Origin of the sequence: Winogradskyella poriferorum (assembly GCF_050618035.1) — a bacterium.
GTDB classification, from domain to species: Bacteria; Bacteroidota; Bacteroidia; order Flavobacteriales; family Flavobacteriaceae; genus Winogradskyella; species Winogradskyella poriferorum_A.
The window spans coordinates 788,507-804,074 of the sequence record NZ_JBODPY010000001.1; the positions used below are offsets into that span (position 1 = coordinate 788,507).

A 15,568-nucleotide genomic window follows, 5' to 3' on the forward strand; every position below is an offset into this window, starting at 1 on the left:
ATGCGATTAAAACAAGCTTTTTATTGGGTTAGTACTGCGATACTTTGTGGTATTATGCTTTACTCCGCAACCATGTACTTTGCCAAAACTGAAATGGTTAAAGGTTTTTTTGAAGGTTTTAATTTCCCTACCTACCTAGTCATACCGTTAGCCATTGCTAAAGTATTTGGTGTATTAATTGTGCTTACAAGACCTTCAAATTGGTTAACAGAATGGGCTTATGCTGGTTTCTTTTTCAATTTAGTACTGGCAACATTAGCTCATCATTATGCAGATCAAGGTATAATTGGATTTTCCTTATATGCGCTTGTGGCATTGTTTCCATCATATTTTTTAGGCAAATATCTTAGAGACTGATGAGCAAACTATATGTCGTACCAACACCAATTGGAAATTTAAAAGATATAACCTTTAGGGCTATAGAGGTTTTGAAAGAAGCTGATTTAATCTTAGCAGAAGACACCAGAACATCTGGAAAATTATTAAAGCACTTTGAAATAAATACACCAATGCAGAGCCATCATATGCATAATGAGCACAAAACAGTTGGTGGTATTGTTGAAAAACTAAAATCTGGTAGCACTATAGCTTTAATTAGTGATGCTGGTACACCTGCAATATCAGACCCGGGTTTTTTGCTGGTTAGAGCATGTTTAGAGGCTGAGGTAGACGTGGAGTGTTTACCAGGAGCCACGGCTTTTGTTCCGGCATTGGTTAATAGCGGTTTGCCAAATGATAAGTTTGTTTTTGAAGGTTTCTTGCCTGTAAAGAAAGGACGCCAAACACGTCTTAAATTATTAGCTGAGGAAACACGAACTATGATTTTTTATGAAAGTCCACACAAACTTATTAAAACACTAAGTCATTTTTGTGAATACCTAGGTGAAGAGAGACAAGTATCGGTTTCACGAGAGTTGACCAAGCTCTATGAAGAAACCATTAGAGGTACTGCAAAAGAAGTGTTAGACCATTACACTAATAAACCACCAAAAGGTGAGATTGTGATTATTGTGGAGGGGAAAAAGTAATGAAAGAACTCCTCAATATTATTTATCAATGTACTATTTGTAAAGCGCATCTTCCCTTAGGACCAAGACCAGTAGTTACGGCTCATATAAAATCTAAGATTGTATTAATTGGTCAAGTTCCAGGAACCAAAGTACATCAATCTGGTATACCATGGGACGACCAAAGTGGTAAGAAGTTAAGAGAATGGCTTAATGTTACTGATGACCAATTCTATAATGCCGTGAATTTTGCTATCATACCAATGGGTTTCTGTTATCCAGGTAAAGCTAAGACAGGTGATTTACCGCCTAGACCAGAGTGCGCACCACAATGGCATGATGCCCTATTAGAGAATATGCCTAATGTAGAATTGATTATTTTAATAGGTGCTTATGCTCAGAAGTATTATTTAAAAGACCATGCAAAGCCTACATTAACAGAAACAGTAGGTGAATACAGAAGTTATTTACCAAAGTTCTTTCCAATTCCACACCCTTCACCAACAAATCGTTTTTGGCGCTCTAAGAATCCATAGTTTGAGCAATCTGTAGTGACAGAATTAAGCACTATTATCACCAATATAATTTCATAAGAAGTTGAAATAACTAGGTCTTGTCTTAGTACCTAGAGCCATCATGCTTACCAACCTCAAAACCGTGCTTGCCTAAGTACTGATTTCCACTTTCTATAGCGCCTTCTTCCATGGTTGTACCCATAGAGTCGTTCCAACGGTTTAAATATCCAAAAAGCGAAATTACACCTAGCATTTCTACAATTTCACCCTCGTCCCAATGCTCATAAAGTCTAGCTTTTATCTCTGCATTTACAGCATTTGGGACTTGGCTTGCGGCAAGACTAAAATCTAAAGCAGCACGTTCTGCTTCAGAAAAAGCTGGATGTGTTCTATATTCCCAAATATTATCTAATTGTTCTTGTTCCGCACCATAGCGTTCTGCGGCTCTGATGGCATGCGCCTGGCAATATCGACATCCTGTTGCATTACTACTCACCCAAGCAATCATTCGTTTTAAGGCAGAAGTCACTCTTCCTTCATTTGCCATAACGGCTTTATTCAAATTAATAAATGCCTTACTAATAGCAGGTCGTCGTTGCATGGTAAGCACAGAATTAGGACAAAATCCTAGTGTCTCATTAAAGAATTCTGAGAGTTTTTTTGTTTCTAAATCGTGCTCTGGAGATAATGGTGTTACTAATGCCATAGTTATTTTTTTAGTGGTATTTTTGAATGTACAAGATAAGATAACTAATAAGTAATCTAAAGTATATGGCAGATAAAATCGTAACACATTGGCAAGGAGGATTAACCTTTGAGTCAGACAACCCAAGTGGTAAAAAAGTAATAATGGACACTTCTAAAGAAGGAACAGATGAGCGCTTTGGTTTATCACCCAAGGCCATGATGTTATCTTCACTTGCTGGTTGTTCTGCTTTAGATGTTATTTCCATTTTAAACAAAATGAATGAAGAGATTGATGATTTTAAAATCGAGGTCTCTGGTGAACTTACTGAAGAACACCCAAAATATTATCATACGGTTGTTGTAGACTATCATTTTTATGGAGCCGATATAAATAAGAAAAAGTGTCAGCGTGCCGTAGATCTTTCCGTTGAAAAATACTGCGGTGTTATGGAGATGTTTAGACAATTTGCTACGGTTACTACAAATATCTTTTATCATATTGCCACAAAAAGAAATACCTAAACCATAGTTAATAGTCTATGCGCTGGATCGTAAAACCAAAGCCAGATGCTTCTAAAATAAAGTCTTTAAAAGAAGAATTAAAAGTAGACGAAGTTGTAGCGACGCTATTAATTCAGCGTGGAATCGAAACTTATGATGAGGCCAAAACCTTTTTTAGGCCAAGTTTTGATGATTTACACGATCCATTTCTAATGATGGATATGGATAAGGCTGTTAGTAGAATTGAAAAAGCCATTGATCATAACGAGAATATTTTGGTTTATGGCGATTATGATGTCGATGGCACTACATCAGTCGCATTAATGTCTTCTTATTTAAAAACAAGACTAGGAACAGTAGCGACGTATATTCCTGATCGTTATGAGGAGGGCTATGGCGTATCGTATAAAGGGGTTGATTTCGCAGATGACAACGGTTTTACGCTCATCATTGCTTTAGATTGTGGTATTAAGGCTATTGATAAGGTTGCTTATGCAAAGCAAAAAAATATCGATTTCATTATTTGTGATCATCACCGACCAGGCGATACAATTCCAAACGCTGTGGCCGTATTAGACCCAAAAAGAGAGGATTGTAATTATCCTTTTAAAGAACTATGCGGATGTGGTGTAGGTTTTAAATTAATTTCTGCATTGGCTTCAAAACAAGGGCAGAGTGTAGAAGAATTAGCCTCCTATTTAGATTTGGTAGCAACAGCAATTGGTGCGGATATAGTTCCTATCGTTGGTGAAAATAGAGCCTTAGCCTATTTTGGTATGCAGGTCATAAATACCAACCCAAGACCTGGGATGAAAGCTATTATTGCTGAAGTAAAAAAGGAAGAATTAACCATTACCGATGTAGTATTTATTATAGCTCCTAGAATTAATGCTGCGGGACGAATGAAACATGGTAATCATGCAGTAACTTTATTAACGGAGACCGATTTTAATAAAGCGGCTTCCTATGCAGTAGATGTTGATTTTTTTAATACAGACAGAAGGGAAGCGGATCAAAGAATCACTGAAGAGGCCTTAATTCAGATAGAAAAAAACAAAGAACAAGAACGTTATACAACAGTAGTTTTTGATGAGGCTTGGCATAAGGGAGTTATTGGTATAGTGGCATCTAGATTAACCGAAACTTATTATAGACCCACTTTGGTATTTACCAAAAGTGGTGACAAATTGGCGGCATCTGCACGATCAGTTAAAGGGTTTGATGTTTATAATGCATTAGAAGCGTGCTCAGAATTTATTGAACAGTTTGGTGGCCATAAATATGCAGCTGGCTTAACTTTATTACCTGAAAATTATGAGGCCTTTAAAGCAAAATTTGAAGAGGTTGTAAAAAGCACAATTGACCCTAAACTTTTAACGCCAGAATTGAAGGTGGATTTAGAGATCGATTTAAATGATATAGATAATAGATTAATGCGTATCATTCGCCAGTTTGCTCCTTTTGGACCAGGTAACATGACTCCCGTATTTATGTCTCAAAACGTAACGGACACAGGTTGGGGTAAATGTGTTGGAGAAGCTAATAAACATTTGCGTTTTACTGCTTCACAGAATGGTAGTAAAGGGATTGTTAGTATCGGGTTTAGTTTAGGAGATAAACTAGATTTGATAAAAAACCAAAAGCCATTTAATGTGGCTTATACCATTGATGAGAATTTTTGGAACGGCACGAAGAGTCTCCAATTAAAGTTAAAAGATATAAAAGCATAAGATTTGCCAAAACAAGATCCATACGCCGCCCTCAGAATAAGAGAATTCAATATTTTTCTCATCGTTAGATTTGCTTTGATTTTTGCATGGTCTATGCAGTTTGTTGTTATAGAGTGGCAAGTTTATGCGCTAACTGATAATGAGTTAAGTCTAGGTATTATAGGTGCATGTGAGTTTATTCCTGCATTTTTAATGGCACCATTTGCTGGACATATTGTTGACCAGAAAGAAAAACGAAATCTATTTGCTATTCTCATAGCTTTGTTTTCCCTAATTAGTTTTGGATTATTTTGGTTAACCTCACAGATGGTTACAGAGACTTGGACAACTTCAAATATCGTTCTTGGTATTTATTGTCTCGTTTTTTTTGGAGGCTTGTTACGTGCTTTTTTTAGTCCAACAGTATTTTCATTAGTCGCGCTTTTAGTCCCTAAAGCTATATATCCTAATGCCGCAACATGGAGCAGTAGCACATGGAAAGGCGCTACAGTAACAGGCGCGTTAATTGGAGGATTTTTAATTGGCTCTATTGGTGTCAATACTACTTTAGGAATCATATTCTTACTGGTAATGTTTGGATTAGTCGTTGTGTTCTTAATAAAGAAAAAGCCCATACTCAATAAGAAGATTGGTGAGTCCGTTAAAGAAAGCCTTAAAAGTGGATTGCGATTTGTATTTACCGATAAGGTTATTCTGGGCGCATTAACCCTAGATATGATTTCTGTTTTATTTGGTGGAGCAGTGGCGATTTTTGCAGTATTTGCGACAAAAGTGCTCAATGCAGGGCCAGAAGGATTTGGGATTCTTAATGCGTCTTTGTCATTAGGAAGTATTCTCACCATGTTAGCAACAACCCATATTCCTATTACTAAAAGTACTGGTAAAAAATTACTAGTTGCAGTTTTTGGTTTTGGTCTAAGCATGATAGTTTTTGGCGCTTCAAAATTATTTTGGCTCAGTGTAGTAGCTCTATTTATTGCCGGAGTATTTGATGGCATATCTATGGTGGTTCGACAAACTATACTTCAGCTTAAAACGCCAGATGATATGCGTGGTAGAGTTGGTGCCGTAAACTCGATGTTTGTAGGTTCATCTAATGAGTTAGGTGCTTTAGAAAGTGGCATTGCGGCACGTATTTTTGGCGCACCATTGGCCGTTGTTTTAGGTGGTACAGTAACCTTACTTACAGTAGTTGTAATGAGTTTAAGAAATAAACCATTAAGGGAATTAGACTTGCGAAAGGATGTGGCCGAGCATTACGACAATGCCAAATCTTAATAGTTTTTTAGTTGCAAAGTACTACCGTCAAACTCACCGTAGGTGTAATATTGAATCCAATCGCCTAGATTCATGTATTTTGATTCGCTATTGAGATCGATTTCTAGAGGCAAATGGCGATGTCCAAATACAAAAAAATCACGATGCTTGGTTTCTAGCTTTCGCTTACTATAAGCCACTAACCACTCATTATCTTCTCCAAGAAAGGTGGCATCATCATCACCAGAAATTAATTTGTTCTTAACTGAAAGATATTGCGCAATTCTTACACCTATATCTGGATGTAACCATCTAAAAAGCCATTTAAAAAAGGGATTTGCAAACACCTTTTTCATGCGTTTATAGCCTTTGTCACCAGGACCGAGACCATCTCCATGACCAATAAAAAATGAAGAATTATTTATAGTAAATTCTTGTGGTTTATGAAAAACAGGGATACCTAACTCGTCTTCAAAATAACCACTCATCCACAAATCGTGATTACCTACAAAATAGTAGATAGGAATACCAGAATCGCTTAGTTCTGCAAGCTTACCTAACGTTCTTGTAAATCCTTTTGGGACTACTGTTTTATATTCAAACCAAAAATCAAAAAGATCGCCAATTAAGAAGATAGCTGCGGCATCTTTTTTTATTTCATTTAACCAGGATACGAATTTCTTTTCTCTTGGCAGTGAAGCTTCTTTTGTAGGTGCACCTAAATGATTGTCTGAGGCAAAGTAGACTTTTTTGCCATCCGGAACATCTATGTGAAATGGTTTATTCATTATCAGAAGCATACCACTCCGCAAAGCTGGTTGCTGTTTCCTGTAGTTTTAGGGAATGAAGTTTTATATTATCAGGTAAACGGTCAGAGATTTTTTTTGCAAAATCTATGATCATCATTTCTGTAGTCGGTTGATAATCTACAAGTATGATATCATGACCTTGGCTCTTAAGATCGTTTGCTAATTCTAAATGTGGTGTATTTTTATTGAAAATCATTGTATGATCAAATACATCTACAATTTCTTCTTTTACAATTTTTTTGAGATCACCAAAATCGATGACCATTCCAAACTTCACATTTGATTTATCCGAAATAGGAGTACCAATTACTGTAACAAACAAATGATAGCTATGACCATGTAAATTTTTACATTTTCCGTCATATCCATATAAGGCGTGTCCTGCTTCGAATGAAAATTTCTTAGTAATACGTATACTACTCATTATCGTCTTCTATTTCTGTTGACAAAATAAATAACAATTAATGCAATTGCCAATAATAAAAAAAGATAATTTCCCATCTATTCTTCTTTAATTCTGTTTTTATTGTAGCGATATATGAGGTATGCAATCGCTATAAGTATAACAAAGGGAAGCATTGAGCCAATAAATACACCAATACTATAACTGTCATCTGGTGCGTCTTTTAGTTTTTGTTCAATGTCAACCTCTTGCAAAATGCTTACTAGAAACATCATAAGTCACTATTCTAGTGTCCAAATTTAAGTGATTTCAGCAAGTGTTTTGAATGTTTTCCTGAATTTAATAATTAAAGGCAACCCTCTTGCAACTATCCAAAGCGTAAATGCGGTAAAAATGCCATAGAGTTTATAATCCAAATTATCCAAAGTCATGATAACTGGAATAAATACTAAAAGTGTTGAAAATAATAGCACATTTCTTAAGTATTGCATTTTTCCAAGACCTTTAAATACACCATCAAAAATAAAAGCTAATGCACATAGAGGTTGCATGGAAAGAACAATCCAGAAAACCTTGTTAAACTCCTTAAGAACCAATAAGTCGTCCGTAAATAGGGTTCCTATTGGATTGTAAAACATGATCCCAACAATGGCAATGATTAAACCAATAACAACTCCATATTTTATGAGTTTGTTGCTTAAATCCATTAGATCACCATATGCTTTTGCTCCTAATAACTTCCCAGAAAGAATGTTCCCAGCACTTGCATATCCGTCAATAAGAAATGCGCCCAAGAACCAAAGGTTAATCGCTATGGTGTACGCCGCAATGTAAGTTGAGCCATATTTGGTTGCAAAGCTTGTTCCGAAGTATAATGCCACATTTAAAGCGATAGTACGTATAAATAAGTTTAATATCATTAATGCAAAGCGTTTAATCTCTGGATTAAAAGGCAACTTCACCAATAATGGAATATTTGTTTTTGATTTAATGTAATAAATGGAAAGACTCGCCATTATAATCTGCGCAACGACACTAGCATAAGCAGCGCCTTTTATGTGCATGGCTGGAATAATATCTTGTATGCCGTAAACAAATATGATATCTAAAATGATATTAACAAATGCACCCGTTATCGCAATGAGCATGGGGTGATAGGTATTTTGAAGCCCTCTAAACGTCCCAAAAACGGCTATGGTAAATAAAGTAAATGGGAATCCAAATACACGGATGTGATAATATTCAACACTGCAATTTAATATCAAATCAGAGGCGTTGTATAATTTAAAAATTTGGGTTGCAAATGGGTATGTTGCAAAGATGATAAGAATACTAAGTGAGGTAATAATAAATATAGCCTGAGCCGGTAAATTTCTAACCTCACTTAATTTGTCAGCACCTAAATATTGAGAAACAATTGAAGAGATCGCACTTCGGGTTTGTCCTAATACCCAAATAAGCATGGATAAAAAAGTAGTCACGATACCAACAGCAGCTAGTGATTCGGTAGCGTTTAAATCCATGTTTCCGATAACTGCAGCGTCTGTTAGGGATAAAATAGGTTCTGAAATACCAGAGATTAGTGCTGGTATTGCTAATTTGTTGATTTGCTTAAATGTAATTTTAGTACTCAAAGGACTAGTTCGTAACAATGGAAGGGATATTCACTTTGCTTTGGGAAAAAAATATCGCCTAATCTTTTATAGCCACGAAGTTCGTAAAACTTTTGATTTCTTTTGTTCTGAGAGAAGGTGTCTAATCTTATGGATGTATAGTTATTATCAATGGCATAGCTTTCTGCAAAATCCATTAGTTTTTGTGCAAATCCTTTACCCTGATAATCTGGATGAATAGCCAATCTATGAATATACAAGTTATTATCATTTTTAGTCAACCATTTTATAGGGATATACTCTTCATCCATTAAGGTAGATATTACAACAGTACCCGCGATAGAACCTTCTATTTCAAGCACATATAGCTCTTGCCTGTCAACATCCTTTATAAATGCTTCTTTATTTGGATAGTGTTCATTCCACTGGTAAATGCCATTTGCAATCATCGCCTTAGCACAGGCTTTTGTCATGGCCATAATTGCCGTGATGTCTTGTAGTGTTCCTTTACGAATCATTAATTAATTGTACTTTTGCTTAAATTCGATTAGCATGAAAACAATTTTAGTTCCTGTTGGTTCGTCAATAAATGCAAAATCTCATTTGCAATATGCGATTGATTTTGCCAAGGCATTTGGTGCAAAATTATATGTTGTTCAAATATATAATGTTTATACCAAAGCAGGAACTATGATAAAGATTGACCATATTTTAGAGCGAGAGTCTAAAGCATTTTTAGATGATCTTGTAGGTTCTATCGATACAAAAGATGTAGAAGTATATACTAGAACTTTTAAGGGCAAATTAATTAGCACTTTAGATAAGGTTTGCCAAGCCTTAGAGGTAGACTTATTGATCTTAGAGCCTAGAACAAACTCCATAAAAGATGAAGTGTATTTGGGTAAAACATCAGGTAGAATTGTTAAACGAACTCAAATACCAACCCTTATTGTTCCAGAAGGATGTGAATACAAGCCAATCGTGAAAATCTTGGTTGCACTAAAATCGGCTACGATTAAAAAAGAAGGTGTATTAAGGCCACTTATTTCAATTAAAAATCAGTTTAGAGCAGTAGTAAACGCACTTCTTGTAAAAACACCTTATCATAATGAAGGTGACTTTGATTTAAATGACGAATTAAAAGGAATATTGACTAATATAACCTACGCAGAAAGCCCAACTACGTTTCAAGCTGTATTAGAGCACTACAAAAAACATAGTCCTGACTTATTGTGTGTTGTAAGGCGCAAACGCGGGTTTTTCTCTAAACTTTGGGAAGACAATACCGTCTTAAAAAGAGATTTTCACAGTTCTGTAATTCCAGTTTTAGTTTTAAGTGGATTAAAATAAAAAATTGGGGATGTAGCTCAGCTGGCTAGAGCGCTTGACTGGCAGTCAAGAGGTCGGCGGTTCGAGTCCGCTCTTCTCCACCAAGTCGATAGAAGCCTTTCAAGAAATTGAGAGGTTTTTTTCGTTAAATGAAACAGTATAGAAGCAAACCAAAAAAAGTGCCAGTGGCTTCCTCGATGAAGAAACTGGCACTTATAACCAACAAATCAAAACATATGGTTTTTGGTAACCTAACCCCTGATAAAATTAAACTTATCATATGACAAAAGAATTTAATTTCTATAAGTTGTCAAATACGAACCACAACTAGACAATTACTGTCGTTTAATGGAAGCTAGCAAGCTTATGCTTTAACAACATGTTCTTTTGTTAATGTCTTGAAGATTATAATTTTCCTCCAGCCTTGTCCTTTAATAACATGATATTAAATAGTTTTTGGTCGTAATATATTTCAATATTTGAAATGCTACTTTATTTGATTGTAGCTAAATTTTAATTTGAAAAGTTTTTAGAGCAAAATCATACACCTTTGATTAGAATAATATTTAATTTTTCAATTTTTATGAGGATGGATCTTCTTTTATAAAATTGATTGCGGACTCAATAACCAGTTTCAATTCTGGACTAAGTTTATTTGAGGGCCAAGGGTGCTTTGTATTAAATACATGATCTGCACCTTTGATTATTTTTAGATGTGCACTAGGATTCCATTTGTTGAGATTGTAAGCTTCTTTTATGTCTACAGCATTATCATTATCACCATGAATAATGAGATGTGGTATCTTAAGTTTAGAGGTGGCTCGACTAATAGTTAATTGCTCCTCATTCTTTTTGAAATCATCATAGTATTGATAAAAATGAGGCATATTTTGTTTTGTTCTTCCATTAAGAACATGGTAAACACCTACCTTTTTCCATTGCTCTAGAGCTTCGCCTTTTGGAAAACGATTACCATAATCAGAAACACCAGCAATTGAAATTACTTTAGTAATCCTTTGATCTTCTTCGGCCTTAATGGTGACAATACCTCCGCCACGACTATGACCAATAAGAACTATTTGATTTAAGTTAATTTGTTTGTGGTCTTTATATTCTGCTTCTATCCAATTTAAGACGTCATTTAAATCATCTAATTCTTTAGAGTAGTTGTTGTTCCCAAATGCTTCAAGATCTGGGAAGTCAATAGGGTTATCTATTGTGCCTCCATTATGTGAAAAATTAAACTTTATAAAACAGCATCCTGCTTTAGCAAATTGCTCAGCCATTAAATTCCAAGGTCCCCAATCTTTAAAACCTTTGTAGCCGTGACAAAACAGAACTATAGGTTGATTTTGAATATCGTTAGTATAAAAAACATCTATAATGATTGGTTTTTTATGCGCCCTATTTAGAATAATATTTTTTAGTGTTTTAATCATTCCAGTTCTTTTTCAATAAAATTTATATCAGGATTACAGATTTCAAGAATTAATTTTTTGAGCTCTATTTCAAAACTATCTAAGGTGTCCTTAGTGATTAATTGATCTTTAGTTCTTGCCCTAGCGGAGGATTTTACTCCGAACTTTAGAAGTCCCTTACTGAGGTTCTTAAAGGAAATAATACCTGCCTCTACCGGAAGTTCAATGACATTTTGTTTATGCATCATATAGACGTAGCACAAAACCTGAAAAGATTTACTGAATTTATCATAATCTGTAGTAATGGAATCCCAATCCACAATTTCAACCTTACCTTGGTCGACCTTGCCAGATTTATAATCAATGATACGTCGTGTACCATTAAATTCATCTATGCGGTCAACTTTACCTTTTATGTTTATAGGGAAATTAATTCCATCTATTTCAATCGTACAATTAGTGTCAGCTTCAACGGCAATAACTTTTATACTATTGCCATCTTTTAAGGACTTAATTTCACTCTCTAAAAACAGTTTTATATAATGCTGGGCAATGTTAAAAATGATTAGATTTTTACCTTTTGTAAAATCTCCTTCTTTATATAGTTTTTTAAAGTGCTTCGCTACAGAATCCTCAATATTAGGTATTAATGATTTCAAATAATCAATCGTTAAAAAGTTGCCCTCAACCGGACGGTAAAAATCTTCTAAGGTATTGTGAATGACTGACCCTAATGTGTTATACGCGATGTGCTCTTCTACATCATCATATTCTTTTATTCCTAAAATTTTTTGATAATAGAAATCGATAGGATTGCGGATATAATTGGTTAAGGACGATGGTGAGAAACCACTTAAAGATACCTCGCTTATCTTGTCCATTACCATTTTTGTTTTGGGTATTTCAAGAAGTGGTTTTGTGATTAAAGGAATATTGGGGACAGCCAATACTTCATTTATTTTATGAATTCCTTCCACTTCTAATTGTGTTATGAATCTACTTTTTTCACCACCATTTAGCGCGTCATTCTCGGTGTTGTAAAGAATATAAACATGCTTTGCCCTTTGCAGTAAGTGATAAAAGTGATATGTATAAACGGCATCTTTTTCTTTAAAGGTTGGAAGGCAGTTTTCAATTTTTACATCAAATGGAATAAAAGAGTTATTACTCTTACCCGCTGGCAGTATACCCTCATTCACAGAACTGATTATTACCGTTTCAAAATCTAGAACACGAGACTCTAGCATTCCCATTAATTGCAACCCTTCTAGTGGTTCACCTTTAAAGTCTAGATTCTCTGATGCCAGCAATTCCTTATATACTTGATATATCGCTTGGATTGATGATAAGTGGTTGTATTCGTTATTGAGCGTTATGAGTTGGTTGAATATTGCATAAAATCTTTGTAAATATTCTAGCTCTAGTGCCTTAGTCTTTTTTTGTTTATCTAAACTGTGTTTGATTTCAAGTATAAGTTCTATACAGCGTTCTAAGGCAATCTTAGGAGAGTTTTTCCAATCTCCAAATAACAGTGTAATTAAGTGAGTGTGAGGACCACTTATGGACCTTAGTTTATTTAGATTAAGATAGGTAAGGTTATTGGTTTGAATAGTAGTCACAATTTTTTCGACACTATTATTTGATTCATCTGCATCAAAAAGACAATAAAAAGAAGGATGGGTTAAAACCTTAACAACGTCTTGATAATAATATGCCCCAGATTGACTTTTATGTATTTTAAATAAGGCTTCAAAGGCAGAAGCCAAAGGGACATATTTTAAGTTTAATCCCATTGTTACATTAAGCTTATCTATTTCTTCAGGTAGTGAATTTAAAACAGGGAGGATTAGACTTTCTTCTCCAAGGACAACTGCAGTTTGAGAAAGTGATTCTTTATTCAAGTTTAATTCACCTAAGATTTGACCTATATATTTTGCCTGGCCAATAAACTTTGGCACACCAACCACATTGATGCTTTTTTCTTGTTGATAGTGATTGTGTAGCCAATTAAAGGGATTTTTTTTAAAATAATTCCAAGTTGTTTTATGGGTCCTTATAAAATGACCAGCATCATGAATCGGGTCTTTTACAAATGTTTCGTCGATATCCCAATATACGTGGGCTATATCGCTTTGTAGTAAAGCTTGAATAATATTAGACTCAGCCTTATTTAGTGCATTAAACCCAAGAAACACTAAAGTTTTATCAAGATTATTTTCGATGTAGATCTCGATATTTTCGCAAGCTTCTCTATACGCTAATCCTTGGTAGGCACTCTTATTTTGAAGGAGATTATCAGTGAATTTATCATAGAGTTTACTTAAGGAGTTCCAAAATTTTAAATGCTCTGAAATGAGCTCGGTTTGATTATTGGTTTTAGACCAATGGTTTATTTTATTTATCGCATTGAGGTATTCAAAAATATGATGCTGATCAACTAGGTGCCTGTCAATTTCGTTGAAGTCTTGGAGAAGTATTTGAGCCCATTTTGAATAGGATTCAAATGTTTCACGTTCTGAGCTTTCGATTACCTCTTTATATGCATTATATAGCCGAAAAATAAGATCAACATTAGAAAGTACGGTAAGACCAGATAAATCTTCTATAAACTCTTCAATACTTTTTATTTCAGGAGAAAAAATTGGCGTATCAACTAGTTTTGAAAGTTGATGTTTGAGAAAGAGCCCTGCACGCTTACTTGGCAGAATAAAGTAGAGATCTTCAAATTTTAAATTTTTAGATTTAAGATCTCTGAGCACAGAGGTGATAAAACTTTCCATGCATTAAAAATAAAAAACGCTCCGTTTTAAACGGAGCGTTTTTTATTTTTAATGAATAAAATTTATTCTTCTTTTAAAAGCACAACTTCGACGCGTCTATTTGCTTTTCTACCTTCTCGAGTTTTATTGTTTGCTATAGGATTGTTTTCGCCATATCCTTTACCTTCTAAACGATTTGCATCTATTCCATTAGCAACAAGATAATCAATTACCGCATTAGCTCTTTTTTCAGATAACTTCTGATTTAAAGTAGCCGAACCAGTACTATCAGTATGACCATCTATAGAGAATCTAGAATTTGGGTATTCTTTAAGTATAGCCGTAATATTTTGTAATACTTGCTCAGATTGATCTTTGATGGTTGATTTACCTGTATCAAATAAGATAGTCTTAGCATAATCATTTAAGGTCTTCATTATTGCTGGAGTTGGAGCTTGTCTTGGGCAACCATCTAATGCAACTTCACCAGCTTCATTAGGACATTTGTCATCTTTATCTAAAACACCATCACCATCGGTATCTGGCCAAGGACAACCGTTGTTTGCAGCAGGACCTGCTTCATTTGGACAGTTATCATCACCGTCAGCAACACCGTCACCGTCAGCATCTGGACAACCAGCTAAGGCTTTTAATCCAGCAGTGTTAGGACACTTGTCATCTTTGTCCATTACACCATCACCATCACTATCAGGACAACCATTGAACTCAGCTAAACCAGCAGTGTTAGGACAATCGTCTTTAGAATCTTGGATGCCATCGTTATCTGAATCTGGACAACCATTAAAGATTTCTAAACCAGCTTCTTCTGGACATGCATCATCTTTGTCGTAGATCCCGTCACCATCTGTATCAGTACCACCAAACTTAAAGATTAAACCAAGAGAATGTTGGAAATGCTTAGGTAAATAATCTTCGAAAGCATGCTTATACATAGACTGTGCTTCGATACCTAATTTTTCGTTAATCCAGAATCTAAGACCTAGATTACCGTTTAATGTACCAGCACCTACGTTATCTAACCAAGTGTAACCACCACCTACGCCTAAGTATGGCTCAAACTTTTTAGAATTTAATACTTCTTGGAAACTATAAGAAACTGTACCGTCTAAACTGTAATATGTTAAATCTCCAACGAAATTAGTAGCTTCTTCACCATCAACAATTTTAGTACCAAACTTTTCTATTTTGTTAATAGTACCACCAGCTGTAAATGTGAATCCATCACTTAAATATCTAGAGACTGCTACTCTTGAGATATTTGGAAAGATATTCCAGTGATCTGAAACATTAAAAAACTCATCGAAATAAGGACCTTGAGGTAAATCTTCACCTACAGGGTACGCATCGACAGCATTTGTCCCTAAGCTTAACGCCCATGGGTTGTTTTTATCTTGCGCATTTGACGTGCTAAAACATACTAATAGCACTGAAACGAATAATAATCTGCTAAGATTTTTCATATTCTAATTAATTTAATTTTAAGTGTTAATTGTTGGCAAAAGTAAGTTGTTAAAATTTA

Annotated in this window: 16 protein-coding genes and 1 tRNA gene; 8 read left to right on the forward strand and 9 right to left on the reverse strand. The window is 34.9% G+C overall.

The genetic code is table 11. The features are described from left to right. The 3 genes from ACRHOC_RS03515 to ACRHOC_RS03525 are packed head-to-tail and all read left to right on the forward strand — an operon-like array spanning window position 1 to window position 1,543. Entirely contained in the window at window positions 1-357 is a 357-nt protein-coding gene (locus tag ACRHOC_RS03515) for a DoxX family protein (RefSeq protein WP_431157139.1), read from the forward strand. Continuing rightward, complete coding sequence (rsmI, locus tag ACRHOC_RS03520) at window positions 357-1,028, forward strand: 16S rRNA (cytidine(1402)-2'-O)-methyltransferase (RefSeq protein ID WP_431157141.1); 672 nt, start codon at window positions 357-359, stop codon at window positions 1,026-1,028. Before ACRHOC_RS03515 ends, rsmI begins: the two co-directional genes overlap by 1 nt. Beyond that, on the forward strand, window positions 1,028-1,543 hold the full coding sequence (locus tag ACRHOC_RS03525; RefSeq protein ID WP_431157143.1) for a uracil-DNA glycosylase family protein: 516 nt from the start codon (window positions 1,028-1,030) through the stop codon (window positions 1,541-1,543). The genes rsmI and ACRHOC_RS03525 overlap by 1 nt, the downstream gene beginning before the upstream one ends. 82 nt (window positions 1,544-1,625) lie before the next feature. Here ACRHOC_RS03525 and ACRHOC_RS03530 read toward each other — a convergent pair whose 3' ends face one another. Next, the gene (locus ACRHOC_RS03530; protein ID WP_431157145.1) at window positions 1,626-2,228 is read right to left on the reverse strand and encodes a carboxymuconolactone decarboxylase family protein; all 603 of its coding nucleotides are present in this window, start codon (window positions 2,226-2,228) and stop codon (window positions 1,626-1,628) included. Window positions 2,229-2,293: 65 nt separating this feature from the next. On the opposite strand from ACRHOC_RS03530, the gene ACRHOC_RS03535 reads away from it, so the two are divergent. The 3 genes from ACRHOC_RS03535 to ACRHOC_RS03545 are packed head-to-tail and all read left to right on the forward strand — an operon-like array spanning window position 2,294 to window position 5,718. After that, on the forward strand, window positions 2,294-2,731 hold the full coding sequence (locus ACRHOC_RS03535; RefSeq protein ID WP_431157147.1) for an OsmC family protein: 438 nt from the start codon (window positions 2,294-2,296) through the stop codon (window positions 2,729-2,731). Between the two features lie 17 nt (window positions 2,732-2,748). Next, window positions 2,749-4,440, forward strand: coding sequence for a single-stranded-DNA-specific exonuclease RecJ (gene recJ / locus ACRHOC_RS03540; RefSeq protein WP_431157149.1), 1,692 nt, complete (start codon window positions 2,749-2,751; stop codon window positions 4,438-4,440). 3 nt (window positions 4,441-4,443) lie between these two features. Further along, entirely contained in the window at window positions 4,444-5,718 is a 1,275-nt protein-coding gene (locus tag ACRHOC_RS03545; RefSeq protein WP_431157151.1) for an MFS transporter, read from the forward strand. On the opposite strand, the gene ACRHOC_RS03550 is transcribed toward ACRHOC_RS03545, so the two are convergent. The 5 genes from ACRHOC_RS03550 to ACRHOC_RS03570 all read right to left on the reverse strand — a co-directional run bounded on the left by ACRHOC_RS03550 (window position 5,715) and on the right by ACRHOC_RS03570 (window position 9,040). After that, complete coding sequence (locus tag ACRHOC_RS03550; protein WP_431157445.1) at window positions 5,715-6,467, reverse strand: UDP-2,3-diacylglucosamine diphosphatase; 753 nt, start codon at window positions 6,465-6,467, stop codon at window positions 5,715-5,717. The two genes, ACRHOC_RS03545 and ACRHOC_RS03550, sit on opposite strands and share 4 nt — an antisense overlap. Before the next feature lie 10 nt (window positions 6,468-6,477). Beyond that, the gene (locus tag ACRHOC_RS03555; RefSeq protein WP_431157153.1) at window positions 6,478-6,930 is read right to left on the reverse strand and encodes a 6-pyruvoyl trahydropterin synthase family protein; all 453 of its coding nucleotides are present in this window, start codon (window positions 6,928-6,930) and stop codon (window positions 6,478-6,480) included. Window positions 6,931-7,007: 77 nt separating this feature from the next. Continuing rightward, on the reverse strand, window positions 7,008-7,184 hold the full coding sequence (locus tag ACRHOC_RS03560) for a hypothetical protein (protein ID WP_431157155.1): 177 nt from the start codon (window positions 7,182-7,184) through the stop codon (window positions 7,008-7,010). A 24-nt stretch (window positions 7,185-7,208) separates the two neighbouring features. Next, window positions 7,209-8,543 (reverse strand): MATE family efflux transporter, encoded by a 1,335-nt coding sequence (locus ACRHOC_RS03565; protein WP_431157157.1) that lies wholly within the window; start codon window positions 8,541-8,543, stop codon window positions 7,209-7,211. Beyond that, window positions 8,540-9,040, reverse strand: a complete 501-nt coding sequence (locus ACRHOC_RS03570) for a GNAT family N-acetyltransferase (RefSeq protein WP_431157159.1) — start codon at window positions 9,038-9,040, stop codon at window positions 8,540-8,542. The genes ACRHOC_RS03565 and ACRHOC_RS03570 overlap by 4 nt, the downstream gene beginning before the upstream one ends. 34 nt (window positions 9,041-9,074) lie before the next feature. Between ACRHOC_RS03570 and ACRHOC_RS03575 the strand changes: the two genes are divergently transcribed. Further along, window positions 9,075-9,872 (forward strand): universal stress protein, encoded by a 798-nt coding sequence (locus ACRHOC_RS03575; RefSeq protein WP_431157161.1) that lies wholly within the window; start codon window positions 9,075-9,077, stop codon window positions 9,870-9,872. Window positions 9,873-9,878: 6 nt separating this feature from the next. Continuing rightward, window positions 9,879-9,955: transfer RNA gene (locus tag ACRHOC_RS03580), tRNA-Ala, on the forward strand. A 477-nt stretch (window positions 9,956-10,432) separates the two neighbouring features. Here ACRHOC_RS03580 and ACRHOC_RS03585 read toward each other — a convergent pair. From ACRHOC_RS03585 to ACRHOC_RS03595, 3 genes are all read right to left on the reverse strand, one after another. Then, a complete protein-coding gene (locus tag ACRHOC_RS03585) occupies window positions 10,433-11,290 on the reverse strand; it encodes an alpha/beta hydrolase family protein (RefSeq protein WP_431157163.1) in 858 nt (285 codons plus the stop codon). After that, on the reverse strand, window positions 11,287-14,049 hold the full coding sequence (locus tag ACRHOC_RS03590) for a PD-(D/E)XK nuclease family protein (RefSeq protein WP_431157165.1): 2,763 nt from the start codon (window positions 14,047-14,049) through the stop codon (window positions 11,287-11,289). The genes ACRHOC_RS03585 and ACRHOC_RS03590 overlap by 4 nt, the downstream gene beginning before the upstream one ends. Window positions 14,050-14,111: 62 nt before the next feature. Then, window positions 14,112-15,509: an OmpA family protein gene (locus tag ACRHOC_RS03595; protein ID WP_431157167.1), complete on the reverse strand. Its 1,398-nt coding sequence runs from the start codon at window positions 15,507-15,509 to the stop codon at window positions 14,112-14,114. Between the last annotated feature and the right edge of the window lie 59 nt (window positions 15,510-15,568).